27 protein-coding genes and 4 tRNA genes are annotated in these 23875 nt (G+C 70.1%); 11 read left to right on the forward strand and 20 right to left on the reverse strand.

The genetic code is table 11. The features are described 5' to 3' along the window. Positions 1-6: 6 nt before the first annotated feature. The 17 genes from ABD250_RS00405 to thrS all read right to left on the reverse strand — a co-directional run bounded on the left by ABD250_RS00405 (position 7) and on the right by thrS (position 15569). Positions 7-564, reverse strand: a complete 558-nt coding sequence (locus ABD250_RS00405; protein WP_182639229.1) for an adenine phosphoribosyltransferase — start codon at positions 562-564, stop codon at positions 7-9. Continuing rightward, positions 561-1616 (reverse strand): protein translocase subunit SecF, encoded by a 1056-nt coding sequence (secF, locus tag ABD250_RS00410; protein ID WP_182658397.1) that lies wholly within the window; start codon positions 1614-1616, stop codon positions 561-563. The genes ABD250_RS00405 and secF overlap by 4 nt, the downstream gene beginning before the upstream one ends. Further along, positions 1613-3274: a protein translocase subunit SecD gene (secD, locus tag ABD250_RS00415; RefSeq protein ID WP_179525375.1), complete on the reverse strand. Its 1662-nt coding sequence runs from the start codon at positions 3272-3274 to the stop codon at positions 1613-1615. Before secD ends, secF begins: the two co-directional genes overlap by 4 nt. A gap of 147 nt (positions 3275-3421) precedes the next feature. Continuing rightward, the gene (gene yajC, locus ABD250_RS00420) at positions 3422-3727 is read right to left on the reverse strand and encodes a preprotein translocase subunit YajC (protein ID WP_179525376.1); all 306 of its coding nucleotides are present in this window, start codon (positions 3725-3727) and stop codon (positions 3422-3424) included. A 96-nt stretch (positions 3728-3823) separates the two neighbouring features. Next, complete coding sequence (gene ruvB, locus ABD250_RS00425) at positions 3824-4939, reverse strand: Holliday junction branch migration DNA helicase RuvB (protein WP_206682188.1); 1116 nt, start codon at positions 4937-4939, stop codon at positions 3824-3826. Then, on the reverse strand, positions 4939-5538 hold the full coding sequence (ruvA, locus tag ABD250_RS00430; protein ID WP_182658396.1) for a Holliday junction branch migration protein RuvA: 600 nt from the start codon (positions 5536-5538) through the stop codon (positions 4939-4941). Before ruvA ends, ruvB begins: the two co-directional genes overlap by 1 nt. Continuing rightward, on the reverse strand, positions 5535-6209 hold the full coding sequence (locus tag ABD250_RS00435) for a crossover junction endodeoxyribonuclease RuvC (RefSeq protein ID WP_179525378.1): 675 nt from the start codon (positions 6207-6209) through the stop codon (positions 5535-5537). Before ABD250_RS00435 ends, ruvA begins: the two co-directional genes overlap by 4 nt. 59 nt (positions 6210-6268) lie before the next feature. Further along, positions 6269-7021 (reverse strand): YebC/PmpR family DNA-binding transcriptional regulator, encoded by a 753-nt coding sequence (locus ABD250_RS00440; RefSeq protein WP_182659205.1) that lies wholly within the window; start codon positions 7019-7021, stop codon positions 6269-6271. Between the two features lie 81 nt (positions 7022-7102). Then, the gene (gene pdxT / locus ABD250_RS00445) at positions 7103-7720 is read right to left on the reverse strand and encodes a pyridoxal 5'-phosphate synthase glutaminase subunit PdxT (protein ID WP_182659206.1); all 618 of its coding nucleotides are present in this window, start codon (positions 7718-7720) and stop codon (positions 7103-7105) included. Continuing rightward, positions 7717-8634, reverse strand: coding sequence for an acyl-CoA thioesterase (locus ABD250_RS00450; protein WP_179525381.1), 918 nt, complete (start codon positions 8632-8634; stop codon positions 7717-7719). Before ABD250_RS00450 ends, pdxT begins: the two co-directional genes overlap by 4 nt. 7 nt (positions 8635-8641) lie before the next feature. Continuing rightward, a complete protein-coding gene (pdxS, locus tag ABD250_RS00455) occupies positions 8642-9547 on the reverse strand; it encodes a pyridoxal 5'-phosphate synthase lyase subunit PdxS (protein WP_179525382.1) in 906 nt (301 codons plus the stop codon). A gap of 95 nt (positions 9548-9642) precedes the next feature. Next, positions 9643-10230 (reverse strand): LemA family protein, encoded by a 588-nt coding sequence (locus ABD250_RS00460; protein WP_182645265.1) that lies wholly within the window; start codon positions 10228-10230, stop codon positions 9643-9645. Further along, positions 10220-11335 carry a glycosyltransferase family 4 protein gene (locus ABD250_RS00465; protein WP_182610600.1) on the reverse strand — a complete coding sequence of 372 codons (1116 nt, stop codon included), beginning with the start codon at positions 11333-11335 and terminating at the stop codon, positions 10220-10222. Before ABD250_RS00465 ends, ABD250_RS00460 begins: the two co-directional genes overlap by 11 nt. Before the next feature lie 7 nt (positions 11336-11342). Continuing rightward, positions 11343-12251 carry a phosphatidylinositol mannoside acyltransferase gene (locus ABD250_RS00470; protein WP_179525385.1) on the reverse strand — a complete coding sequence of 303 codons (909 nt, stop codon included), beginning with the start codon at positions 12249-12251 and terminating at the stop codon, positions 11343-11345. Beyond that, positions 12248-12892 carry a phosphatidylinositol phosphate synthase gene (gene pgsA, locus ABD250_RS00475; protein WP_182658824.1) on the reverse strand — a complete coding sequence of 215 codons (645 nt, stop codon included), beginning with the start codon at positions 12890-12892 and terminating at the stop codon, positions 12248-12250. The genes ABD250_RS00470 and pgsA overlap by 4 nt, the downstream gene beginning before the upstream one ends. A 14-nt stretch (positions 12893-12906) precedes the next feature. Further along, positions 12907-13485 (reverse strand): ATP adenylyltransferase, encoded by a 579-nt coding sequence (locus ABD250_RS00480; RefSeq protein ID WP_182610602.1) that lies wholly within the window; start codon positions 13483-13485, stop codon positions 12907-12909. Beyond that, complete coding sequence (gene thrS / locus ABD250_RS00485) at positions 13482-15569, reverse strand: threonine--tRNA ligase (RefSeq protein ID WP_182639283.1); 2088 nt, start codon at positions 15567-15569, stop codon at positions 13482-13484. The genes ABD250_RS00480 and thrS overlap by 4 nt, the downstream gene beginning before the upstream one ends. A 158-nt stretch (positions 15570-15727) precedes the next feature. Here thrS and ABD250_RS00490 point away from each other — a divergent pair, with 158 nt between their 5' ends. Both ABD250_RS00490 and ABD250_RS00495 read left to right on the forward strand, forming a co-directional pair. Continuing rightward, positions 15728-16321 (forward strand): DsbA family oxidoreductase, encoded by a 594-nt coding sequence (locus ABD250_RS00490; RefSeq protein WP_277817598.1) that lies wholly within the window; start codon positions 15728-15730, stop codon positions 16319-16321. After that, positions 16285-16389 carry a hypothetical protein gene (locus tag ABD250_RS00495; RefSeq protein WP_338404199.1) on the forward strand — a complete coding sequence of 35 codons (105 nt, stop codon included), beginning with the start codon at positions 16285-16287 and terminating at the stop codon, positions 16387-16389. Before ABD250_RS00490 ends, ABD250_RS00495 begins: the two co-directional genes overlap by 37 nt. Before the next feature lie 77 nt (positions 16390-16466). On the opposite strand, the gene ABD250_RS00500 is transcribed toward ABD250_RS00495, so the two are convergent. Beyond that, a tRNA-Val gene (locus ABD250_RS00500) sits at positions 16467-16538 on the reverse strand. A gap of 279 nt (positions 16539-16817) precedes the next feature. On the opposite strand from ABD250_RS00500, the gene ABD250_RS00505 reads away from it, so the two are divergent. The 5 genes from ABD250_RS00505 to ABD250_RS00525 all read left to right on the forward strand — a co-directional run bounded on the left by ABD250_RS00505 (position 16818) and on the right by ABD250_RS00525 (position 18052). Then, positions 16818-16890: transfer RNA gene (locus ABD250_RS00505), tRNA-Gly, on the forward strand. A 48-nt stretch (positions 16891-16938) separates the two neighbouring features. After that, a tRNA-Cys gene (locus ABD250_RS00510) sits at positions 16939-17012 on the forward strand. 28 nt (positions 17013-17040) lie between these two features. Beyond that, positions 17041-17115, forward strand: a tRNA-Val gene (locus tag ABD250_RS00515). A 110-nt stretch (positions 17116-17225) separates the two neighbouring features. Further along, positions 17226-17456, forward strand: a complete 231-nt coding sequence (locus ABD250_RS00520; protein ID WP_179525389.1) for a hypothetical protein — start codon at positions 17226-17228, stop codon at positions 17454-17456. A 26-nt stretch (positions 17457-17482) separates the two neighbouring features. After that, a complete protein-coding gene (locus tag ABD250_RS00525) occupies positions 17483-18052 on the forward strand; it encodes a GNAT family N-acetyltransferase (RefSeq protein WP_338404200.1) in 570 nt (189 codons plus the stop codon). Between the two features lie 4 nt (positions 18053-18056). Here the strand turns inward: ABD250_RS00525 and zapE are convergent, their stop codons facing one another. Beyond that, complete coding sequence (gene zapE / locus ABD250_RS00530; RefSeq protein WP_179525390.1) at positions 18057-19073, reverse strand: cell division protein ZapE; 1017 nt, start codon at positions 19071-19073, stop codon at positions 18057-18059. Positions 19074-19123: 50 nt separating this feature from the next. Between zapE and ABD250_RS00535 the strand changes: the two genes are divergently transcribed. Genes ABD250_RS00535 through msrB form a run of 4 tightly spaced genes read left to right on the forward strand, consistent with a single transcriptional unit; the run spans position 19124 to position 23098 of the window. Beyond that, positions 19124-19876: a dihydrofolate reductase family protein gene (locus ABD250_RS00535; RefSeq protein ID WP_179525391.1), complete on the forward strand. Its 753-nt coding sequence runs from the start codon at positions 19124-19126 to the stop codon at positions 19874-19876. Then, entirely contained in the window at positions 19873-21402 is a 1530-nt protein-coding gene (locus ABD250_RS00540) for an alpha/beta hydrolase (protein ID WP_344389894.1), read from the forward strand. The genes ABD250_RS00535 and ABD250_RS00540 overlap by 4 nt, the downstream gene beginning before the upstream one ends. Before the next feature lie 49 nt (positions 21403-21451). After that, on the forward strand, positions 21452-22648 hold the full coding sequence (locus ABD250_RS00545) for a glycosyltransferase family 87 protein (RefSeq protein ID WP_338404122.1): 1197 nt from the start codon (positions 21452-21454) through the stop codon (positions 22646-22648). A gap of 9 nt (positions 22649-22657) precedes the next feature. Further along, positions 22658-23098, forward strand: a complete 441-nt coding sequence (gene msrB / locus ABD250_RS00550) for a peptide-methionine (R)-S-oxide reductase MsrB (RefSeq protein WP_182657927.1) — start codon at positions 22658-22660, stop codon at positions 23096-23098. 78 nt (positions 23099-23176) lie between these two features. Here msrB and hemQ read toward each other — a convergent pair whose 3' ends face one another. After that, the gene (hemQ, locus tag ABD250_RS00555) at positions 23177-23872 is read right to left on the reverse strand and encodes a hydrogen peroxide-dependent heme synthase (protein ID WP_182638614.1); all 696 of its coding nucleotides are present in this window, start codon (positions 23870-23872) and stop codon (positions 23177-23179) included. Between the last annotated feature and the right edge of the window lie 3 nt (positions 23873-23875).

Consider the following 23875-nt stretch of genomic DNA (forward strand, 5'->3'; position numbering starts at 1 on the left):
CGGTGGTCACGCGACCGTGAGGCAGGTCAGCGGTGTGCCGGCCAGTCTATCCCTACCCCCGAGACCGGGGACCTCGAGCACCACGGACAGCCCCGCCACCACGGCGCCGCAGTCATCGAGGAGACCGACGGCCGCCCCGAGGGTGCCCCCCGTGGCCAGGACGTCGTCCACCACGAGCACCCGCTTCCCGCGGAGGTCGAGACCGTCGGCGGGGAGTTCCAACGTCGCCGCCCCGTACTCGAGTTCGTACGAGCGTGAGTGCACGGGCGGCGGGAGCTTGCCCGCCTTGCGGATGGCCAGCACCCCGGTGTGCAGCTGCACCGCGACCGCACCGGCCAGCAGGAAGCCGCGGGCATCCAGCCCCGCCACGTAGTCCACCGAGCCGATCTCGTGGCTCGCGACGAGCCCCGCCACCACCGCGTCGAAACCGTCGGGGTCGGCCAGAACCGGTGTGAGGTCGCAGAACTGCACCCCGGCCGCCGGGAAGTCCTCCACCCTGCGCATCAGTCTCTCGACGGCGGCGATGATCGCCGGCGACACCTCTGTGGCCGTGGGGTCCGTCATGCGGTGGCCCCGACCTTCTCCCGGCGGGCCAGGACCTTGGCGGTCTGGCGCTTGGTGTCAGGGTCGTGTTCCTTGAGGAGCACCAGCAGCGGTGTCGCGAGGAAGATCGATGAGAACGTCCCAGTGATGATCCCGACCACCTGGACGATCGCCAGGTCCAGCAGGGTGCCCACCCCGAGGATCCAGACCGCGACGACGAGCAGGGCCAACAGCGGCAGGATGCCGATGATGGTGGTGTGGATCGATCGCATGAGTGTCTGGTTGACGGCCAGGTTGGCCTCTTCCGCATAGGTGCTGCTCGACGAGTGTTTGGCCCCGCGGGTGTTCTCCTCCACCTTGTCGAACACGATGACCGTGTCGTAGAGGGAGAACCCGAGGATGGTGAGCAGGCCGATGACCGTGGCGGGAGAGACCTCGAATCCCAGGAGCGAATAGATCCCCGCCGTGGTGATGACGTCGAAGAAGAGCGCGACCACGCCGGCGACCGACATGCGCCACTCGAAGCGCAGCGCCATGTACCCGAACACGATCACGATGAACACCACGAGGGCGATGATCGCCTTCTCGGTGACCTGCCCGCCCCAGCTCTCGCTGCGTGCCGAATCGCCGATCGCCTCGATCGAGACCTCGCCGCTCGCCGCGACGGGCTGGAACTCCTCGAGGAGTGCGAGCTTGGTCGCGTAGATCTCGTCACTGGTGAGGAACCCGGTCTCCACCTCGACGATGCGCGCGTTCCCGGCGCCGACGACCTGGACCGTCTGGGGTTCCTGACCGATCGTCTCCTCGACGACGACGGCCACCCGGCCGGTGTCCGCATCCCCCGCCGGCATCGTCAACTTGGTGCCGCCGGTGAAGTCGATCCCGAAGGTGAACCCCCGGAAGATGATGCTCGCCAGGCAGATCGCGACGATGACGCCGGTGAGGAGGAAGTACAGGCGGCGCTTCTGGACGATGGGGAAGGCGCCGGTGCCGGTGTAGAGGCGGTTGAACAGACTCTCCGGCTGGTCGGGTCCGGTGGTGTCGGTGGTCTCGGTCGTTCCCGGGGCGCTCATCGGCCCTCCTCCTCGGAGTCGTCGCGGCGCGGCAGGATCATCGTCACGCCCGGGGTCGCCGGTCCCGGGTCCGAGGGCGGTCCGTCCGGACCGCGCACGGTCGCCGACACACCCCGGGTGCCACCGGAACCCGAATCGGCTCCGGCCTTCTCGGCGTCCTGCTCGAGGCGGCGCCGCTCGGCGGAGTCGACCCGCAGGGCCTCCATCCGGCCGAGGCCGTTGGCCCATGGTTTGGTGAACAACGGCTTCGTGGAGGCCAGGTAGACGAGCGGCCACAGCACGGTGAAGGCCACGAGGACGTCCATGACGGTGCTCAGCGCCAGGGTGAAGGCGAATCCGCGGACCTCACCGGTGGCCAGGAGGTACAGCACCACGGCGCCGATCAGGCTCACCACGTTGCCGGTGATGATGGTGCGACTGGCGCTCTTCCACGCCCTGGGTACCGAGGATCTGAACCGGTGTCCGTCGCGGAGTTCGTCCTTGATCCTCTCGAAGAAGACGACGTAGGAGTCCGCGGTCATACCGATACCGATGATCAGGCCCGCCACACCGGCCAGGTCGAGGCTGTAGTCCACCGTGTACCCGAGGAACACGAGCATCACGTAGGTGATCAGGAAGGAGATGGCGAGGGAGAGGAACGCGATCACGCCGAGCAGCCGGTAGTACACGACCGTGTACAGCAGCACAAGCAGGAAACCGATCGCGCCGGCGAGCAGTCCGGCCTCGAGGGAGGCCAGACCCAGCGAGGCGGGCACGTTGTCGACGTTCGGGTCCTCGAAGGAGATCGGCAGCGCACCGAACCGGAGGTTCGCGGCGAGCGCGGCCGCCTCGTCCATCGTGAAACTGCCGGTGATCGAGGTGGCCGATCCGACCGGTGTCACGCCCTGGACCACCGGGGCGCTGATGACCTCACCGTCGAGGAGGATGGCGATCTGACGCTGCAGGTTCTCCTGGGTCAGTCGCGACCACGTGGCGCTCCCCTGCTGGCCGGGGCCGGCGTTGAAGCGGAACGAGACCTCGTTCTGGCCGGCCTGTTGGCTGAATCCGGAGCCCACCGAGTCCTTGACGATCTGTTGGCCGTCGAGGCGCTCCCCGTCCTCCGGCTCACCGATGAGCAGCGGCACCGGGCCGAGCACGTACTTCGCTCCCTCGCCGCACGCGATCAACGCCTGGGCCTGGTCCTCGAAGCCCGCGGTGATCTCCCTCTCGGGGCACCGGAACTCCGGGAGGCGTTGGGCGAGTTCCTGCGGATCGCCCTGCCGGACCTCGAGGGCCTCCTCCACCGCCCGGGCGACCGCCTCTCGGTCACCGACCGCGGCGTCGACGGGTTCGACGTCCCCCTCGGCGACCGGCTGGACCTCGAGGACGGGGCGGATCGTCAGCTGCGAGGTGGTCCCGAGGTCACGGGCCTGGCTCGAGTCCTCGCCGGGCACCGTGAGGACGATGTTGCTCCCCTCGATGACCACCGAGGTCCCGGCCACGCCGAGCCCGTCGACGCGATCGCGGATGATGTCCTGGGCCAGGCGGAGGTCCTGCTCGTCCGGCTGCCCGATGGGGATCAGGGTGACCCGCGTGCCGCCCTGCAGGTCGATACCGAGCTTGGGTGTGAGGCCCCTCTCGGCCACGGCGAACGCGGCGAGGAAGAGGATGAAAAACACCAGGGAGAAGACGGACAGCAGTGCCCAGGGCCTGGGGCGGGCATCTACGCGTCGAGAACGGACTGGTGACACAGGTGATCTCTCTCGGTCTTCAGCAGAGGCCTCCGGCTGGACGGCCCCATCACACTACTCGCCGGTAGGCGGTCGTCAGGAACCAGCGCCGTCCGTCCCCGCGGCCGACCCGGGGGAGGTACCGGGGTCGAGCTTCTCGCGGATCACCCTGCGGTCCCACTGCGTCCGGACGCCGGGGGCGATCTCCAGGACCAGGCTCTCCTCGGCCACCGACACCACGGTCGCGTGCAGACCCGAGGTGGTGAGCACCTGATCGCCGACCGCGAGGGAGGCCTGCATCTCCTGCAGGTCCTTCATCGCCTTCCGCTGCTTGGAACTCTGGAAGAACATCAGCGCGATGAGCGCCAGGATCATGACGGGCAGCAGTAGTTCCAGTCCCATGCGGCGTCCTCTCGGTTCGGGACCCGTCGAGTCGGGGTCCGAAGGTGTCGGGTCCGGGCGGCGGACCGGTCCCGTTCGAGGATGCCACCTCCGTGGTCACCCGCGCGGGCCGGGTCCCGTCTCGGTCTCGACCGGGAGCATCGGTTCCTCCGGGTCGCGATTCGCGCGGCGCAGCCCCAGGTGCTCCCATGCCGCCGCGGTGGCCACGCGTCCCCGGGGGGTGCGCGCGAGCAACCCCGCACGGACGAGGAACGGTTCGCAGACCTCCTCCAGGGTGCTCGACTCCTCCCCCACGGCCACCGCGAGCGTGCTCAGACCGACGGGCCCGCCCTCGTGCTGGACCAGCAGCGCCCGCAGGACCGCACGGTCGAGCCGGTCCAGGCCCAACTCGTCGACCTCGTAGACGCGGAGTGCCGCGCGCGCGACGGGGACCGTGACCCGCCCGTCCGCCCGGACCTCCGCGTAGTCCCGCACGCGACGGAGCAGGCGGTTGGCTATCCGGGGCGTCCCGCGGGACCGCCCGGCGATCTCCGTCGCCGCCTCCGGCTCCACGGGGATCTCGAGGATCTCGGCCGCCCGGGACACGATTCTCGCCAGGTCCGCGTCCGAGTAGAAGTCCATGTGCGCGGTGAACCCGAACCGATCCCGCAACGGCCCGGTGAGCGCTCCGGACCGCGTGGTGGCCCCGACCAGGGTGAACGGGGCGATCTCGAGGGGAATCGAGGTGGCCCCCGGACCCTTGCCCACCATGATGTCGATCCGGAAGTCCTCCATCGCGAGGTACAGCATCTCCTCCGCCGGGCGCGCGATGCGGTGGATCTCGTCGATGAACAGGACGTCACCCTCGATGAGGTTGGAGAGCATGGCGGCGAGATCCCCCGGCCGCTCGAGAGCGGGCCCGGAGGTGATGCGGAGCGACCCGCCGAGCTCGGCCGCCACGATCATGGCGAGGCTGGTCTTCCCCAGGCCCGGAGGCCCGGAGAACAGCAGGTGGTCCGGGACCACACCACGACGGGTCGCCGCGGTGAGCACCAGCTCGAGCTGCTCGCGGACAGTCTCCTGCCCGATGAACTCACCCAGGTTCCGCGGGCGCAGGGCGCCCTCGACATCGGAGTCGAACGGGGTCGACGCCGCGGACAACTCGGCCTCCGCCCCGTCACCGGCCCCCGGCGTGAACGGCTCCTCGTCCCCGTGCCCGTACGGCCCCGTCATCAGCGCCTACCGAGTGAACGCAACGCCAGCCGCAGGGCCTCCGCCGGGCCGAGGTCCGGAGCGGTCGACAGGACGGCGGTCGCGGCCTTCTCCGCCTCCGTGGCGGAGAAGCCCAGTCCCTCGAGTGCGCCGGCCACCTCGGTCGCCGCCGGTCCACCCGGCATCCCCGGACCGTCGCCGCCGCCCACGGTGTCGTGCACCGGGCCGACCTTGTCCTTGAGTTCGAGCACCATCCGCTCGGCGGTGCGCTTGCCCACCCCGGGAACCCGCGTGAGCGCCTTGACGTCCTCGGTCCCCAGCGCTCTCACCAGCTGCTCGGGTTCGAGAGTGGCCAGGATGGCCAGAGCCAGACGCGGGCCGACGCCCGAGACCGTCTGGACCGTCGAGAAGAGGCGACGCGCATCGACAGAATCGAAGCCGTAGAGGGTCAGGGAGTCCTCGCGCACCACCAACTCGGTGTGCAGGGTCCCCTCGTCTCCCCGCCGCAGGCCCGCGAGCGCGGCCGGCGTCGCATGGACCAGGACGCCGACACCGCCGGCCTCCACCACGCAGCGGTCCAGACCGATCTCGGCCACCCTCCCCCTGATCGAGGCGATCACCAGCGCACTCCCTTCGTTCGAGCCATCGCCCGTGCCGCTGCCCGGGCGCGTTCCTGATCGGCGGAGCCGGTCCCACCCCGCGCCCGGCCGGCGTCGGCGGCCTCGGTCGCGGCCGCCGCCCTGCCCTTGACGACCTTGGCCTGGAACCCCGCCCGTGACCTCGAGACCTGGGCGTCGAGCGCGGCCACCCGGCCCTGCATGGGCGCCCGCCAGCTGTGGCAGACCGCCAGCGCCAGGGCGTCCGCGGCGTCCGCCGGGCTCGGGGGCTTCTGGAGGCCGAGGATCCGCGTGATCATCAGGGTCATCTGCTTCTTGTCGGCGCGACCGCTGCCCGTGACGGCGGCCTTGACCTCGGAGGGGGTGTGGAACGCGACCGGGATATCCCGGTACGCCGCGGCCATGGCCACGACCCCGGCCGCCTGCGCCGTGCCCATCGCGGTGGACACCTGGTTCTGGGCGAACACACGCTCGATGGCCACCACGTCGGGCCGGTGAACGGCCATCCACTCGTCGGCCACCTCGTGCACCGCCCGCAGGCGACGCTCGAGCGGTTCGTCCGCACTCGTCCGCACCACGTCCACGTCGAGAGCGGTGACGGCGCGGCCCGGTGCCGTCTCGATCAACGCGAGACCGCACCGGGTCAGCCCGGGGTCCACTCCCATGACGCGCATCGAACCTCCGCCGACTAGTGGTAGAACCTACGTTCGAGACCCTACCAGCGACGCGGCCGTCAGGAGTCCAGGGAGGCCAGCACGTCGTCGGGGATGTCCACGTTCGAGTAGACGTTCTGGACGTCGTCGGAGTCCTCGAGCGCGTCGATCAGGCGGAAGATCTTCCCCGCGCCCTCCGCGTCGACGGTGACCTCGACGGAGGCCCGGAAGCCCGACTCGGCCGAGTCGTAGTCGATCCCGGCGTCCTGGAGCGCGGTGCGGACCTGGACGAGGTCGGTGGGTTCGCAGATCACCTCGAAACGATCGCCGAGGTCGTTGACTTCCTCGGCCCCCGCCTCGAGGACCGCCATGAGTACGTCGTCCTCCTCGAGCTCGCCCTTGTCCAGGACGATCTCGCCCTTCCGGGCGAAGAGGTAGGCCACGGAGCCCGGGTCGGCCAGGTTGCCGCCGTTGCGGGACATGGCCGTCCGGACCTCCATGGCCGCGCGGTTGCGGTTGTCCGTCAGACATTCGATGAGCATCGCCACGCCGTTCGGGCCGTAGCCCTCGTACATGATGGTCTCCCAGTCGGCGCCGCCGGCCTCCTCGCCGGCGCCACGCCGACGCGCGCGCTCGACGTTGTCGCCCGGGACCGAGTTCTTCTTGGCCTTCTGGATGGCGTCGAACAGCGTCGGGTTGCCGTCGGGGTCACCGCCACCCGTGCGGGCCGCCACCTCGATGTTCTTGACGAGTTTGGCGAAGAGCTTGCCGCGCTTGGAGTCGATCGCCGCCTTCTTGTGCTTGGTGGTGGCCCACTTGGAATGGCCTGACATGGGGAGTTCCGCCCTCCGGGGTGTCTGGGGTGAGGCCTGGATGACCTCCGGGTGACTTACGGGTGTCGCTGACGGCCCACTCTACGAGGTCGCCGCCCTGACCATGTCGAGGAAGTACCGATGGACGCGCACGTCGTCGGTGACCTCGGGGTGGAACGAGGTCGCGAGGGCGTTGCCCTGGCGCACCGCGACCACGTGATCCTCGCCGTCCGAGGCGCGGACGCCGGCGAGTACCTCGACGTCCGGTCCCACCGTCTCCACCCACGGTGCCCGGATGAAGACCGTCCGAAACGGGTCGGGGCCGAGGGCGTCGACGACGAGGTCGGCCTCGAACGAGTCGACCTGCCGCCCGAAGGCGTTGCGCCGGACGGTCATGTCGATGGCGGAGAACCACGTGGCGTCCGGGCGGGTGTCGAGCACCACGGAGGCCAGCAGGATCATCCCCGCGCACGAGCCGTACACGGGCATCCCGCCCGAGATCCGCTCGGACACCGGCTGGTACATGTCGTACACGTCCAGTAGGCGGCTCATCGCGGTCGACTCACCGCCGGGCAGCACGAGCCCGTCGACCGTGTCCAGCTCCGGTCGGCGGCGCACGGTGACGGCCTCCGCCCCGACGGTCTCCAGGTGGCGCAGGTGTTCGGCGACGTCGCCCTGGAGGGCGAGCACGCCGATCCGGGGGCGATTCGCCGCGCTCACCTGTGGTCCCCGCGGGAACCGGCGTCCCCGCGGGCGGCTGCGGTGCGGTCGGACCCGGTGCCCGACAGGTCCACAGGGAAGGGCTGCGCCCCCTCCCGGAGGCGACGCGACAACCCCTCCTGGGTGACCGCCGCGACGAGGCGCCCCGTCCGGTCGAAGATGCGGCCCTGGGTGAGGGCCCGGCCGCCGAAGGCGGACGGGGACGTCTGGTCGTACAGCAGCCAGTCGTCGGCCCGGAACGGGCGCAGGAACCACATCGCGTGGTCCAGGGAGGCGTCCTGGGTGGGCTCATCGGGGTGGATGACCTTGGCCGAGCTCAGCAGGGTCATGTCCGACATGTAGGCGAGCGTGCACACGTGGAAGTTGGGGTCGTCCGGCAGTTCGTCCACGCACCGGAACCACACCCTCTGCTGTGAGGCGATCTGCGAGGATCCGCGGAGCTTGTCGGGCGGCACCATCCGGATGTCCCACTGCGCCCACTCGTCCACGAAGACACGGTGGGTCTCGTCCAGGTCCTCGTACCGCGGCGCGGGGATCTCCTCGGCGTCGATCACGTCGGGAATCGGGTCCTGATGCTCGATCCCCTCCTGGTCGCGGAGGTGGAAGGAGGCCGACATCGAGAAGATGGGCTCGCCCTCCTGGATCGCGGTGACCCGCCGGGTGGCGAAGCTCCGACCGTCCCGCAGCCGGTCCACCTGGAAGACGGTGGGAGCCGACGGGATCCCCGGCCGGATGAAGTAACCGTGGAGCGAATGGACGTGCTTGTCGTCGTCGACGGTGCTGACCGCGGCGGTCAGGGTCTGACCGGCGACCTGGCCGCCGAAGGTGCGCTGCAGGTGGGTCTCGATCGGGTGACCGCGGTAGAGATCGCGGTCGATGCGCTCGATCGCGAGGATGTCCTCGATCTTGGCCACCGGTGGGTCACCAGCCCCGCTCGGCGAGCCGGTGCGGCTCCGGGATGTCGTCCACGTTGATGCCCACCATGGCCTCGCCCAGGCCACGGGAGATGTTCGCCAGGGTCTCCGGGTCGTCGTGGAAGGTGGTGGCCTTGACGATCGCCTTCGCGCGCTCGGACGGGTTGCCGGACTTGAAGATCCCCGAGCCGACGAACACGCCCTCGGCGCCGAGCTGCATCATCATCGCGGCGTCGGCGGGGGTGGCGATGCCGCCGGCGGTGAACAGCACCACGGGGAGCTTGCCGTTGCGCGCCACCTCCTTGACCAGGTCGTACGGCGCCTGGAGCTCCTTGGCGGCCACGTAGAGCTCGTCCTCGGGCAGGTTCTGCAGGCGGCGGATCTCCTGGCGGATCTTGCGCATGTGCGTGGTGGCGTTGGACACGTCACCCGTACCTGCCTCGCCCTTGGAGCGGATCATCGCCGCGCCCTCGGTGATGCGCCGCAGCGCCTCGCCGAGGTTGGTGGCGCCACAGACGAACGGCACGGTGAACTCGAACTTGTCGATGTGGTTGGCGTAGTCGGCCGGGGTGAGGACCTCGGACTCGTCGACGTAGTCCACGCCGAGCGCCTGGAGGATCCGTGCCTCGACGAAGTGGCCGATACGGGCCTTGGCCATCACGGGGATGGAGACGGCCTCGATGATCCCGTCGATGAGGTCGGGGTCGCTCATCCGGGCGACACCACCCTGCGCGCGGATGTCCGCGGGGACCCGCTCGAGGGCCATGACGGCCACGGCGCCGGCGTCCTCGGCGATCTTCGCCTGCTCGGCGGTCACGACGTCCATGATGACGCCACCCTTGAGCATCTCGGCCATACCTCGCTTGACGCGTGCGGTTCCGGTGGTGTTCTCGGTGGACTGCGGCTCGCTCACGAAATAGGCCTTTCCTGGCGTCGATGACTCGTAGTAGGCGTCCAGTGTAGGTCGCCCTGACCTCGGTTCCCCAACCGCCGCCCCACCGCGCCGGGTCAGCCTCCCGCGTGTGGGTGGTCGACGAGTTCGACGTAGTCGGGCATCGGGGCGCGCCCCGCGAGTCGGAGCGCCCTGACGGTCCCCTTCTCGCGCAGGGTCCTGGTGTCGCGGACCGCGTCGTTGTAGAAACTCCGCGCCATCGCGACCCTGTCGGACACGTCCTCGAGTTCGGCGGCCAGGTCGACCGGCAGCACGGCGACGTCCAGCCCGGCCAGCAGGGTGCCGAGGGTGTTCTCCGCCCTCTCGGCGTCCGGCGCACCGTCGTCCGCGGGCGGGCCGGGCCGGGCCGGGTCCGGGTCGGGCCGGGGGTCGGTCCCGGTGACCGAGTCGGTCGGATGGGCGCGGGCCAGCGCCAGGGCGTGCGACAACCGCTGCGCCGATGCAGGGTCCCGTCCGCCCAGCTCCGCGACGATCGCGGCTGTCACCGTGTGGCGGCGTTCCAGGGCGCCGATCAGTGCGGCTCGGGCGAGATCCGTCCGGATGTGGAGCCTGTCGAGACGATGTGCGGTGAGGTAGGCGGCGAGCAGGGCGGTCACCGCCAGGATGACCAGTGCGACGACGACGAGGATCACTTCAGCGGACACGAATGGTCTCCCCCGGTCCACGGACGGTCTCGTACACGCGGATCACCCGCTCCGCCACGACCGGCCAGTCGAACTCCCGGACCGCCTCGGAGGCGCGCGCGCAGAGATCGGCTCTGTGTCCGTCGTCGCCGAGCACGCGGACGAGGGCGGCGGCCAGGCCACCGGGGTCCCCCACCGGTGCGAGTTCACCACAGTCCCCGTCTCCCAGGACCCGGCGGAACGCGTCGAGATCGGAGGCCACCACGGCCGTCCCGGCCGCCATCGCCTCCACCAGGACGATGCCGAAACTCTCCCCACCCGTGTTGGGTGCGCAGTAGACGTCCGCGGCCGCGAGCACCGCGGCCTTGCGGGTGTCGTCGACCCGACCGAGGAAGTCCACGTCGAGGCCCGACGGCAACCGGTCCCGCAGTGCCCGCTCGTCGCCGTCCCCCATGATCCGTAACCGGAGGTCGGGCACGGCCTCCAGCACGGCCGGGAGTGCGGAGACCAGAACGTCCATACCCTTGCGCGGTTCGTCGTAACGCCCGAGGAAGGCCACGGTGGGTGAACCGGATCGCTCGGCCGTCGCGTCGACCCCGCGGAACGCGCCGACGTCCACGCCGTTGGGGATCTCCACCGCGCCGGACCCGAGGGCCTCCATCTGCCATCGCCGGGCGAGGGTCGACACCGCGATCCGACCGCGGATCTTCTCCAGGAGCGGTGCGAGGGCGCCGTCCGCGGCACCGAGGATCATCGAGCCGGAGGTGGATGTGTGGAAGGTGGCCGTGATGGGTCCCGAGGACATGGCCAGGGCGAACATCCCGACTCCCGGCGCGTTGGGTTCGTGGATGTGCAACACGTCCAGCGGATCGCTGCGCAACCAGTGACGGGTGGTCCGCCAGGCCGCGGGTCCGAAGCTCAACCGGGCCACGGACCCGTTGTACGGGATCGGGACCCCCGGGCCGGTCAGCGTCATCCCGGAGACCGGTGCGTTCTCGGGGCGGCCGGGGGCGAGCACCCGGACCGAGTGGCCGCGCCGACGCAACTCCTCGGTCAGATCCACCACATGGGCCTGGACGCCGCCCGGCGCATCGAAGGAGTAGGGGCAGATCATGCCGATGCGCACGAGTCGATCAGCCCTCGATCCGCGCGCGACGGTCGGCGGACAGGTCGGCCAGCCACAGGGGTTGGAGCATGTGCCAGTCCGCCGGGTGACGGGCGATCCCCTCGGCGAAGAGGTCGGCCATCGCCTGCACGGCCGCCTCCACTCCGCCGGAGACGTCGATGGGCGGGGTGATCCGCACCCGCATCGTCTCCTCGTCGGAATACCAGAACTGCGCCACGAGGAACGGCGCGCCGGTCTCCACGGCGAGCCTGGCAGCCCCTGCGGGCATCCGGGTGGTCTCACCGAAGAAGGTCACCGGGACGCCGGTCCGACGCAGGTCCCGTTCGCCGGGCAGGCACACGATGCCGCCCCCGCGGAGGAACTCGCGGAGTGCCTCGAGCGGCGGCGTGGCGCCACCGGTGTGCGGATAGATGGTGAATCCCAGGCTCTCCCGGTACTCGAGGAAGCGCTGATAGAGGGATTCCGGCTGCAACCTCTCGGCGACCGTGGCGAAGGTGCCGTACCGCCGCGCCAGCCATGTCCCGCCGAGATCCCAGTTGGCCGAGTGCGGGAGGGCCACGATCACCCCGCGTCCCCGGGCCAGGGCCGCGTCGAGGTGGTCGACGCCCTCGATGGTCCGGTCCATCTCCCTGGCCACGGCCTCGCGGTCCATCGAGGGCAGACGGAACGCCTCCCGCCAATAGCGCGCGTAGGAACGGAAGGAGTCTCGGACGAGGTCGTCGGGGACCTCCGCGGGGGCGACCCCGAGGACCCGGGACAGGTTCTTGCGGAGCTGGGAGTCCTCCCCTTGACGTCGGGCGGCGACGTCGGCTCCGGTCCGGAACAGGGCCCGTGCCACCGGTTCGGGGAGCGCGCGCACCAGAGCCCACCCCGCGGCGTACCCGAGGTCCGAGGCCCGCTGGCCCAGCCGGGTCATCGGTCGCCCGCCGTCGGTGACCCGAGACGGTCGAGCCGCCCGAGGTGGTCGGCCCGTCCGCCCCACACCCTCTGGAGGACCGTGATGAGACTGCCCACCGCGACCACCGTGATCGCGATCTCGAGGGCCCAGGGGACGCCGAGACCCTCCAGGCCGGCACCGAGCAGGATCAGGACGAGGCGGTCGGCGCGTTCCATCAGACCGCCGGGCGTGCGCAGACCCCCGGCGTCCGCGCGGGCCTTGGAGTAGGACACGACCTGGGAGAGCACGAGGCACGCCAGCAGCATGCCGAGCGCGTACCTGTTGTCCGGTTCGGCGTCCACCAGCCACCACAGCAGGGACGCGAGGATCACACCGTCGGCCACCCGGTCCGACACCGCGTCGACCAGCGCGCCGTAGGGGGACCCGCCGTGACCCGCCCGGGCGACCGCCCCGTCGACCAGGTCGAGCAGGGTGCACAGGGCGATCACGATCGCCCCTGCCACCAGGTGGCCGTTGCCGAAGAGCGCGACCGCCGCCGCACAGGTCAGCACCAGCCCGGCCAGGGTGATGCCGTTCGCGGTGACCCCGATCCGGACCAGGAACGTCGCGAAGGGGTGTGCCACCTTGGTGACACCCGACCTTCCGAACTCGCTCAGCATCTGTTCCCCCGCAATCAGGTGTGGTCGGGCCCGGGCACGGTCGACCACGCCTCGGCCAGCAGTTGTCGGGTCTGACGGAGCAACTGGGGCAGCACCTTGGTTCCGCCGGTCACCGTAATGAAGTTGGCGTCGCCGATCCAGCGCGGCACGACGTGTTGGTGCAGATGATCCGACAGCGAACCCCCCGCGGCGCTGCCCAGGTTGAGCCCCACGTTGAACGAATCCGGTCGGGACACGGCCTTGACGACCCGGATCAACTGCTGGGTGTACGACATCAGCTCACGCGCCTCGTCGTCGTCGAGATCCTCCAGGTCGGCCACCTTGCGGTACGGCACCACCATGGCGTGCCCGGGGTTGTACGGGTACAGGTTGAGTACCACGTAGACATGGGCGCCACGGGCGACCATCAGGCCGTCCTCGTCGCTCATCCGGGGGATGTCGAGGAAGGGCTCCCCGGTCATACCCTCGGCGGGCTCGGGCGTCGACTCGGCGATGTACGACATCCGGTACGGGGTCCACAGCAGCTGCAGGCGATCCTCCCCCACCCCGTACTGGCGGTACCCGTCCGTCGGGGTCGGTTCCCGGGGCGTCACACCCGCTCCGCCGTGGGCACGTCGTTGCGCCGCGAGTTGATCCAGTAGACGATCTTGTCCATCGCGGCGTTCCGGGAGACCCCGTTGAGCTGGGTGCCGTCGGGGAACCGGAAGCTCACCGCGCCCGCCTCGACGTCCCGGTCGCCGGCCAGCAGCATGAACGGGACCTTGCCGGTCGTGTGGTTGCGGATCTTCTTCTGCATGCGCTCGTCCGCGAGATCGAGTTCGGCGCGGATCCCGCGGCCGCGGAGTTCGTCGATCACGTCCTCGAGGTGCTTCTCGTGGGCCTCGGCCACCGGGATCCCCACCACCTGCACGGGCGCGAGCCACGCCGGGAACATCCCCGCGTAGTGCTCGAGCAGGACGGCGAAGAACCGTTCGATGGACCCGAAGAGCGCGCGGTGGATCATCACCGGGCGCTTCTTGGTGCCGTCCGCGGCGTTGTAGGTGAGGTCGAACAACTCGGGGAGGTTGAAGTCGAGCTGCACCGTGGACATCTGCCAGGTCCGGCCGATCGCATCGCGCGCCTGGACCGAGATCTTGGGTCCGTAGAAGGCCGCCCCGCCCGGGTCCGGGACCAGCTCGAGACCCGAGTTGGTGGCGACCCGTTCGAGCGTCTCGGTGGCGCGCTCCCAGATCTCGTCACCGCCGACGTACTTCTCGGGGTCCTTGGTCGACAGCTCGAGGTAGAAGTCCTCGAGGCCGTAGTCGCGCAGCAGCGAGATGATGAAGGACAGCACGGAGGCGATCTCGCCCTCCATCTGGTCCTCGGTGCAGTAGATGTGGGCATCGTCCTGGGTGAAACCGCGCGCGCGGGTGAGCCCGTGGATCACGCCCGACTTCTCGTACCGGTAGACCGTGCCGAACTCGAACATCCGCAGCGGCAGTTCGCGGTAGGAGCGGCCGCGGGAGTCGAAGACCAGGTTGTGCATGGGGCAGTTCATGGGCTTGACGTAGTAGTCCTGCCCCGGCTTGGTCTCCCTGCCGTCGGCGTCGTACTCCGCGTCTAGAACCATGGGAGGGAACATCCCCTCCGAGTACCAGCTCAGGTGCTGGGACTTCCGGAAGAGATCGCCCTTGGTCACGTGCGGGGTGTTGACCAGCGAGTACCCGGCGGACAGGTGTCGCTTGAGGGAGTGCTGTTCCATCTCGTTGCGGATGATCCCGCCACGGGGGTGGAAGACCGGAAAGCCGGAGCCGATCTCGTCCGGGAAACTGAACAGGTCGAGCTCCGTGCCCAACCGGCGGTGGTCCCGTTTCTCCGCCTCGGCGAGGCGATCGAGGTAGGCGTCCATCGCCTCCGTGCTCTCCCACGCCGTGCCATAGACGCGCTGAAGACCGGCGTTCTTCTGATCCCCGCGCCAGTACGCAGCGGAGGAGCGGGTGAGGGTGAACGCGGGGATGAACTTGGTGGTGGGTGTGTGGGGGCCCCGGCACAGATCCGACCAGACCACCTCGCCCGTGCGCGGGTTGAGATTGTCGTACGCGGTCAGTGCGCCGGCCCCGACCTCCATGATCTCCGCGTCCTCGAGGGCCTCGGCGCCCCCGGCGTCGCCGGAGTCCGCCCGGCCCTTGTCCTCGACCAGCTCGAGCTTGTACGGCTCGCCGGCGAGCTCGGCGCGTGCCTCGTCCAGAGAGGCGTACTCGCGCCGGGCGAAACGCTGGCCCGACTTGATGATCTTCTTCATCCGCTTCTCGAGGTCCTTGAGGTCCTCGGGAGTGAACGGCTCGGCCACGTCGAAGTCGTAGTAGAAGCCGTTCTCGATCGGCGGGCCGATCCCCAGCTTGGCCTCGGGGAACTTGTCCTGGACGGCCTGCGCCAACACATGTGCACAGGAGTGCCTGATGACGGACCTGCCGTCCTCGGTGTCCGCGCGGACGAGTTCGACCTCGGTGTCCGCCTCTGGCGCCCACGACAGGTCGCGCAGCGCGCCACCGGGGTCGCGCACCACCACGACGGTCTCGGGGCCGCTCTTCGACTGCAACTCCCGCTCGGCGAGGATCTTGCCCGCTGGCTCTCCCGCCGGAATGACGGTGGTGGTCACGGTGCCCGCACCCGTTGCGTCGACGTCGGCTTCCGGCATGCGGTTCTCGGACACGGGGGGCGATCTCCTCGGCAGTGGATGACGGGTGACCGTGGGTCACCCGTGACGGCGCACCAGCTCCGGTGACGGACCTGGGCCGGTTCATGCTACCCGGCGCCTCGCGGAATCCCGGACCGCCTCGGGCCGTTGTACCCGCCATGCGCATAGACATCTGGTCCGACGTCGTCTGCCCCTTCTGCTGGATCGGCAAACGCCATCTGGAGTCCGCACTGGAGGTCTTCCGGGCAGACCACCCCGACACGGACGTCGAGGTGGTCTGGCGGGCCTTCGAACTCGACCCCGCAGCGCCGCGGCACGGCGGGAGCGGCGACGACGAGTCCAGCGCACAGATGCTCTCGCGCAAGTACGGCATGCCGCAGGCGGAGGCGGAGGCCACGCAGGAACAGATGGCGGGACGGTTCCGGGAACTCGGATTGGAGTTCGACTGGCGGTCCGCCACGATCTCCTCGACCTTCGACGCCCACCAGCTGGCGGCACTGGCCGCAGACCACGAGAAGGCGGACGAGATCGACGAGGCGTTGCGCCGCGCCCACTTCACCGACGGCGAGCGCCTCTCGGATCCGGCGGTCCTCAGGCGCATCGGTGTCGAGGCCGGGCTGCCCGCCGACGCGGTCGACCAGATGCTGTCCGGGACGGGTTCGGCGAGCGCGTCCGTGAAGACGTGGAGGCCGCCCGTGGGATCGGGGTGCAGGGAGTGCCGTTCTTCGTCTTCGACGGCAGGCTCGCCGTGAGCGGTGCACAGCCCGTCGAGGTGTTCGGCCAGGCCCTGGAGCAGGCTGTCGCCGGACGGCAGGACTGACTCGGCGCACCGGCTGGCCCGGATACGAACGCAGCCCCCGTCTCCCGGTCACCGGGGCGGAGGCTGCGTGTGCGGTGTGGTCCTAACTGGGTTCGAACCAGTGACCTCTCCGGTGTGAACGGAGCGCTCTTCCGCTGAGCTATAGGACCGCGCGTGGCCCGATCTCTCGATCGGCACCGGAACACTGTAGCAAGCCGGACCCGCGGCCCCAATTCGGGGTCGGCGAGGCGCCGGAGCCGTGTCGGTGCCGTGCCGGTACCGTGCCGACACGCGTCCGGAGGGCCGGTGCGCGCTGGGCCGCAGAACCCCGGATCAGGGCGTCCGTGCAGGTGGAACCCGGTTTCCGGCCCCCGATTTGTGTTCCAAGTTCGGCGTCGGCTAATGTTCATTCTCGCAACGCGGTGAGCAACAGCGAGCCGGGGAGCAGTGCGGATGTGGCGCAGCTGGTAGCGCATCACCTTGCCAAGGTGAGGGTCGCGGGTTCGAATCCCGTCATCCGCTCGGAGGGATCGAGGAGCCAGGAGTCCTCACCGGGCTCGATACCTTTTCGGTGGAGTGGCCGAGTGGTGAGGCAGCGGCCTGCAAAGCCGTCAACACGGGTTCGATTCCCGTCTCCACCTCCACGCCGGAGAGATCCGGTCGGTGAATCCCGCGCGATTAGCTCAGCGGGAGAGCGCTTCCCTGACACGGAAGAGGTCACTGGTTCAATCCCAGTATCGCGCACCACGACACACGCCCCGGCTGACCGCCGGGGCGTCGTGCATTTCGGCGGGATCGCTCCCTGTTCGGTACGTGCCCGTGCTCGCCGCGTGATGAGGATCACTCATCATCGGGGTATGTCCACTGCGCACAGACTGCCCCACACGGCGACGGTCGACTCGATTTCCCTGGAGGACGTCCGGGGGCGGGTCGTCGACCTCCGGCACACCACGGGCATCCTCGTCGACCTGCGCCGCACGGCCACGGACACCTACGAGGTCACTATGGTCCTCGGAGGCGGAGACGACTCGGAACGGCTGGTGATGTCAGGGGTGGGTGGGACCGAGAACCTGCACCTGCATTCCTGATCCCCGCGCCCCGCTAGTCTCACGGGGTGATCGCCAGCGTCGAACCCACCGTCGAACCCGCAGTCGCGGCAGATCTCGGCCCGATTGCCGCGCTGGCAGCCCGGACGTTCCCGCTGGCGTGTCCCCCGGATCTCCCCCGGGACTCGATCGACGCCTTCATCGCCCGGCATCTCTCCACCGGCGCGCTGAGTGTCCATCTGGTCACCCCCGGGCACGAACTCCTCGCGGCCAGGACGCCGGGTGGGCGACTCGCCGCATACGCCCTCCTCGTGGACGGGATCGAGATGGACCCGGCCTGCGCCGATCAGATCCTCCACCGACCCACCGTCGGGATCAGCAAGCTGTACGTCGACCCCGGCCACCACGGTTCGGGCATCGCGGCCCTGGTTCTCGACGACGTCGTCCGGAGGTGTGCCGGGAGGGGCGCGCGAAGTCTGTGGCTCGCCACCAACGTGGCCAACACCAGGGCACGCCGGTTCTACGCCAGGCAGGGGTTCGCCGAACGGGGAACGCGCACGTTCGACGTGGGCGGCGTGTCCAACACCGACGTCGTCTACGAGAGGGAGCTCGGTGGGAGGGCCCCGGGTCAGGACTGAGCGTTCAGCCGCCGACCGTCTCGAAACGCGACAGCGCGAGGAGCCGGGACGTGGCCCGCAGGTACTTCTTCCGGTAGCCGCCGGCGATCATCTCCTCGGTGAAGATCGCGTCGAGCTTCTCCCCCGAGTTACGGACGGGGATCCCGGCGTCGTACAGGCGGTCCGCCAGGACGACCAGACGCAGGGCGATGGCCTGGTCCGGCAACGGAGCGACGTCGCGCAGGCACACCCTGGTCACCCCGTCGACGAGGCGGTTGTACTTGGACGGGTGGAGGGTGGCCAGGTGCCCGCACAGCGCGTCGAAGTCGTCCAGCGTCGCCCCGGGGTCCGCGCCGGCGTCCGCCTCGAGCTCCGCCTCGGACATGGGGTCCGGCGCCGGAGGAAGATTGCGGTGACGGTAGTCGGGGCCGTCGACTCGGATCGACTCGAAGATCCCCGACATCTTGCGGATCTCGCGCATGAAGTCCTTGGCCGCGAACCGCCCCTCGCCGAGCTGCTCGGGAAGGGTGTTGGAGGTGGCGGCCACGCTGACGCCCGCCGTGGTGAGCTCCGCGAGCAGCCGGGACACCAGCATGGTGTCACCCGGGTCGTCCAGCTCGAACTCGTCGATGCACAGCACCGAGTGACCGGACAGCTCCTCGACCGCACGGTTGAACCCGAGGGCACCCACCACGTGGGTCAGTTCGACGAACGTGCCGAACGCCTTGGGCTCGGGACAGGTGTGGTAGATCGAGGTCAACAGGTGGGTCTTGCCCACACCGAACCCGCCGTCGAGATAGATCCCCGCCCCCTCCACCGACTTGGGTCGACGCCCGAACAGTCCCTTCTTGGGGGAACGACGGGTCACGACGCCCTCGGCGAACTCCCGACACGCCTTGACCGCGGCGGCCTGGGAGGGCTCGGCGGGGTCCGGGATGTAGGACTCGAAACTCACGTCATCGAACATCGACGGCGGGACCATCTGTGCCACGAGTTGGTCGGCGGGGACCACCGGGGTGACGTCAACGAGGCGAGAGACCATGCGATGAGCCTATCGTGGGGCGACAGGCGTCAGAACGGAAGGAGCCCCAGGTGCTGTCGACCCGACCCCCCGCCCTCGACGACGACCCGGCTTCGCTCGACGCGATCTGGACCGCCCTCCAGCCGGACCAGCCCACGGGCGCCCCGATGATCCGTGCCGTCATGATCTCCTCCATCGACGGGACCACCACCGTCGACGGCCGGAGCGGGGGCCTGGGAACGCCCACCGACCGCCTGGTCTACGACGCCATGCGGGCCCGCGCCGACCTCGTCCTGGTGGGGTCCGGGACGGCGTTGGCCGAACGCTACGGTCCCGCCGTGGTGAGCCCGGTCTGGACGGACCGGCGCACCGGACCCGCGCCCACCGTCCTCGTCCTCACCAGGTCGCTACCCGATCGGCTGATCGACCTCTGCGCCGGCACCGACGACCGGGTCCGGATCGCCGCGGCACACGAGGTGGGTCGTCAGCGCATCGAGGCCGCGCGGGCGCGGGGCGTGAGAGTGCACGTGCTCGACCCGGGGCCGACCGGCGCCGCGGTGCGCGCGCTGGCGTCCCGCCTCCACGCCCGCGAGGTGGATTTCGAGGGCGGCCCTCGCCTCCTCGGGACGCTGCTCTCGGAGGGGGCGGTGGACGATCTCGTCCTGTCGGTGGCGCCGGAACTCATCGTCGGGGGCGACGACTCCACCCTCACCCCCGGCCACGGCCCCGGCAGCACCCGGGTTCCCATGCGGGTGGTCTCGGCGTTCACCTGCCCGCGCGGGGGTCTGTACACCCGCTGGGCGGTCGGCGAGGGCGTCCGTTGACCCCGGCCCGACCCGCCCGGACCGCCGGAACCGTGCTCGCGGCCCTCGCCGCCGCCCTGGCCGTGGCGGTTACCGGATGTGCTCCCCTGCCCGCCACCGGACCGCGGCTGGCCACGGGCGACGGCCCCGGTCGCTCGAACGGAGCCGACGCGGAGGGCGAGATCCCGGACCTTCCCGACTGGGTCACGCCGCGATCCGAGCTCGACTGGATCCCCTGCGCGGACGGTGGGACCCGCGGGCTGCCGCAGGACGCCCGGGTCGAGTGCGGCCTGCTCGGGGACACACCGGTCCTCAGACTCACCTCCGCGGGGACACCGGACGACGCGGCTCCCCTCGTCGTGGTGGCCGGCCCCGGCAGTCCCGCAGACGAGCTCGCCATCCGGTTCGCCTCGGCCGGAACCGAGATCACGGGGTCGCATCCGGTCGTGATCGTCGACCACAAGGGGCGGACCGGACCCGCCGGCACCTGCCTGACCCCCGCGGCCCGCCGCACCCTGGACGGACTCGCCGAGAGGGGCACGGACCCCGGCTCGCCGGAACTCCGCGGCGATCTCGCCCAGACCGCCCAGTCCTGCACGGATCAGCTCGCCGGTCGGGAACTCGACTTCGGCGCCGCCGGTGCCGCGGAGGATCTCGAGGTGCTCCGGCAGTCGTGGGATGTTCCGGGACTGGCGGTGCTCGCGGTGGGGGCGGGCGCGCGTACGGCACTGGAGTACGCCGGGACGCACCCCGGTCGGGTGTCGTTGATGGTGCTCGATTCCCCCGCCCCGTGGGACGGAGACCAGGAGACCGCGGCGCGGTCCGCGCTCGACGGCTCCGATGCCGCGCTGCGCCTGTGGGCCGCGTCCTGTAGCCGTCCCGAGTGCGGGCCGGGCGGCGCGGACGAGAGGGTCGAGGCGGTCGCCCGGGCCCTCGACGCGGCACGGGACCCGGGTGCCCGCGTGCCCGCCGCCCTCCTGTCCGACGTCATCCGCTCCGCCCTCGCCGACCTGTCCGGTGCCTCCGCGGCGGAGGCGTCCGAGGGGGACGTGATCCTCGGCGACATCGCGGAGGCGGGCCCGGGCGCGGACTCGCCCGGATCCCCGGTGCGTGCCCGGGCGGAGGCGTTGACGAGCTCGTCACTGCCCTATGTCGCGGGGTGCTCCGATCTGCCCCGGCGGGTGCCGGTGAGCCGCGTCCCGGAACTCGCAGCCGAATGGACGGATGACGCACCCTTCGGGGAGATCCTCGCCGCCCAGCTGTCCGCGTGTTCGACCTGGCCCGTCCCGGGAGAGTCCACGCTGGAACTACCTGGCGCCGCGCCCGTGCTGCTGATGGGTGGGATCGCGGACCCGGTGGCCGGTGCCGCCGCGCTGGAACCCACCGCGGGGATGCTGTCGGCCGCAGGGGCCGGCGACATCCGGGTCCTCACCTGGGGTGCACCCGGATCGCGCGTGGTCCTCCACTCCGCGTGCGCCAGATCGACCGTCACGGAGTTCCTCGCCGACCCGGCCACCGTCGACCGTTCCGTGGCCTGTCCCTCCTGACCGGGGCGCCTGCGTGGGGGACGCGACCCGGGCCGGTAGCCTGCACACCGTGCCGTTGCCGACCCGAAGCGCTGACTCCGTGCCCCGCCTGCTGAACCACATCCTGTGGCCGCTGGCGATCATGACCGTGATCCACCGCGTCCTGATCAAGGCCGTCAACGGATCGATCACCAACGACTTCGGGACCGTCTACGCGGCGACCAGACGCTTCCTGGCCGGTGAACCCGTGTACAGCGAGAACCTGCTCACGGTCCAGCCGCACTACCTCTACGCCCCGAGCGGCACCTTCCTGCTGGCCCCCTTCGGCGTGATCGACAACTACACCGTCGCGCGGTGGTTGTTCATCCTCGTCAACACCGCGGCGATCATCGGCGCGCTGTGGCTCCTCATGAGGTTGTTCGACCTCGACGTACGGTCGTTCGCGGCCCCGGCGATCCTCCTGGGGGCCTTCTGCACCGAGGCGGTCACCAACACCCTGGTCTTCACCAACGTCAACGGCGTGATCTTCCTGTGCCAGGTGGCGTTCCTGTACCTCCTCCACCGCCGGAGACTGTGGTGGGCCGGTGTGGCCATGGGCCTGTCCCTGGCCATCAAACCGATGCTCGCGCCACTACTGGTCCTCCCCCTCATCCGCCGTCAGTGGCAGCCCTTCGTCGCCGCCGTGGCGATCCCCGCCGCCGCCATGGCCGCGGGCTGGGCGCTCACCGTCGACGCCGGGCGGTACCTCGAGGTGACCGCGCCGTACATGAGCGAGGTCCGCGACTACTACAACAGCTCCCTCGCCGGCCTCGGCCTGTACTACGGTGTCCCCGAACCACTCATCCTGGTGGCCCGGATCCTCATCGTGGTGGCCACCCTGGTGGCCGTGTGGCTCCTGCTGGACTACCGGCACAACCACGAGGTGCTGTGGTTGGCCACCACCTCCGGTGTCATCCTGGCCGGTGTGTTCCTGGTCTCCAGCCTGGGGCAGATGTACTACTCGATGATGCTGATCCCGATCATGCTCACCGTGGTCCTGGACAAGTCCTTCGTGCGCAACTGGCCCGCCTGGCTGGCGGCGTACGGGTTCTTCACCCTGGACTTCTGGGAGTCGGCCCGGTGGCCGTACTACGGGCGACTGCTGGAGTTCGCCCATCCCACGCTCGGATGGCTGTTGTTGCTGTGCACGGTGTTGGTGATCCTGCTGTGGCGGCGCACGGACCCGCGGCGACACGAGCGGATCGCACCGGCCGCCGCGGCGGCGTAGCCTGCGGACATGAGTGAGCGCACCGACACCCCCTCCAGCACTCCACAACCGGACTTCACCCTCGACGATGCGGAATGGCGCCGCAGACTGACCCCCGAGGAGTACCAGGTCCTGCGCCGGGCCGGCACCGAGCGGCCGTACACCGGGGAGTACACCGACACCAAGACCGAAGGGGTCTACCGCTGCCGCGGCTGCGGGGCCGAGCTGTTCCGCAGTGACGCCAAGTTCGACTCCTACTGCGGCTGGCCCTCGTTCTTCACGCCTCTGGCCGGTGGGGCCGTCATCGAGCGGACCGACACCTCGCTCGGGATGACCCGCACCGAGGTGGTGTGTGCGAACTGCCACGGACATCTCGGTCACGTGTTCTCCGGCGAGGGCTACCCCACCCCCACGGACCTGCGGTACTGCATCAACTCGCTGAGCATGACCCTCGAGCCCGCCGAGGACTGAACGCACAACGCAGGGGCCGGCCGGGACGTTGTGGTCCCGGCCGGCCCCTCGCGTCGATCCCCGCGGCGCTGAGCCGTCTCAGGGCATCGTGGTGGCCAACTGCTCGGCGCTGATCCGGGGCCCGGTGAAGAACGGGACCTCTTCACGGACGTGACGCCGCGCCTCTGTGCTGCGCATGACGCGCATCAGGTCCACGATCCGGTCCAGCTGCGGGGCCTCGAAGGCCAGGAGCCATTCGTAGTCGCCCAGAGAGAACGACGGCACGGTGTTGGCCCGGACGTCCGGGTACTCGCGGGCGGCGCGCCCGTGCTCGGCGAGGATCTGGCGACGCTCCTCGTCGGGGAGCAGGTACCACTCGTAGGAGCGGACAAAGGGGTACACGGAGATGTACGCGCCCGGCTCCTCCTCGGCGAGGAACGCCGGGATGTGGCTCTTGTTGAACTCGGCCGGTCGGTGCAGAGCGGTGTTGGACCAGTAGGACGTGCTGGCCCGACCCAGGATCGTGGTGCGCCGGAACTCGTTGTAGAACCGCTGCAGGTCCTCGATGTGCTCAGCGTGGGTCCAGATCATGAAGTCGGCCTCGGCGCGGAGCCCCGAGACGTCGTACAGTCCGCGGACCACCACGTCGGTGCCGTCGAACCGGGCGAGGAACCGCTCGAGGTCCGCGGTGACCGCGGCCCGGTCCTCCCCCAGCTCCCCGGGCGTCACGGTGAAGACCGAGAACATCAGGTAGCGGAGCGTCGAGTTGAGCTTCTTGTAGTCAAGGCGTGCCATGGC

It is taken from the genome of Dietzia cercidiphylli, assembly GCF_039531545.1.
Classification (GTDB): Bacteria; Actinomycetota; Actinomycetes; order Mycobacteriales; family Mycobacteriaceae; genus Dietzia; species Dietzia natronolimnaea.

Bases quoted from the DNA above. Each gene is read 5' to 3' on its own strand.
- ABD250_RS00520 (WP_179525389.1), top strand. From the start codon at position 17,226: ATGTCCACTGCGCACAGACTGCCCCACACGGCGACGGTCGACTCGATT.
- ruvB (WP_206682188.1), bottom strand. From the start codon at position 4,939: ATGACGGGGCCGTACGGGCACGGGGACGAGGAGCCGTTCACGCCGGGG.
- ABD250_RS00490 (WP_277817598.1), top strand. From the start codon at position 15,728: ATGCGCATAGACATCTGGTCCGACGTCGTCTGCCCCTTCTGCTGGATC.
- ABD250_RS00405 (WP_182639229.1), bottom strand. From the start codon at position 564: ATGACGGACCCCACGGCCACAGAGGTGTCGCCGGCGATCATCGCCGCC.
- ABD250_RS00470 (WP_179525385.1), bottom strand. From the start codon at position 12,251: ATGACCCGGCTGGGCCAGCGGGCCTCGGACCTCGGGTACGCCGCGGGG.
- pgsA (WP_182658824.1), bottom strand. From the start codon at position 12,892: ATGCTGAGCGAGTTCGGAAGGTCGGGTGTCACCAAGGTGGCACACCCC.
- ABD250_RS00440 (WP_182659205.1), bottom strand. From the start codon at position 7,021: ATGTCAGGCCATTCCAAGTGGGCCACCACCAAGCACAAGAAGGCGGCG.
- hemQ (WP_182638614.1), bottom strand. From the start codon at position 23,872: ATGGCACGCCTTGACTACAAGAAGCTCAACTCGACGCTCCGCTACCTG.
- zapE (WP_179525390.1), bottom strand. From the start codon at position 19,073: ATGGTCTCTCGCCTCGTTGACGTCACCCCGGTGGTCCCCGCCGACCAA.
- ABD250_RS00435 (WP_179525378.1), bottom strand. From the start codon at position 6,209: ATGCGCGTCATGGGAGTGGACCCCGGGCTGACCCGGTGCGGTCTCGCG.
- msrB (WP_182657927.1), top strand. From the start codon at position 22,658: ATGAGTGAGCGCACCGACACCCCCTCCAGCACTCCACAACCGGACTTC.
- yajC (WP_179525376.1), bottom strand. From the start codon at position 3,727: ATGGGACTGGAACTACTGCTGCCCGTCATGATCCTGGCGCTCATCGCG.
- secF (WP_182658397.1), bottom strand. From the start codon at position 1,616: ATGAGCGCCCCGGGAACGACCGAGACCACCGACACCACCGGACCCGAC.
- thrS (WP_182639283.1), bottom strand. From the start codon at position 15,569: ATGCCGGAAGCCGACGTCGACGCAACGGGTGCGGGCACCGTGACCACC.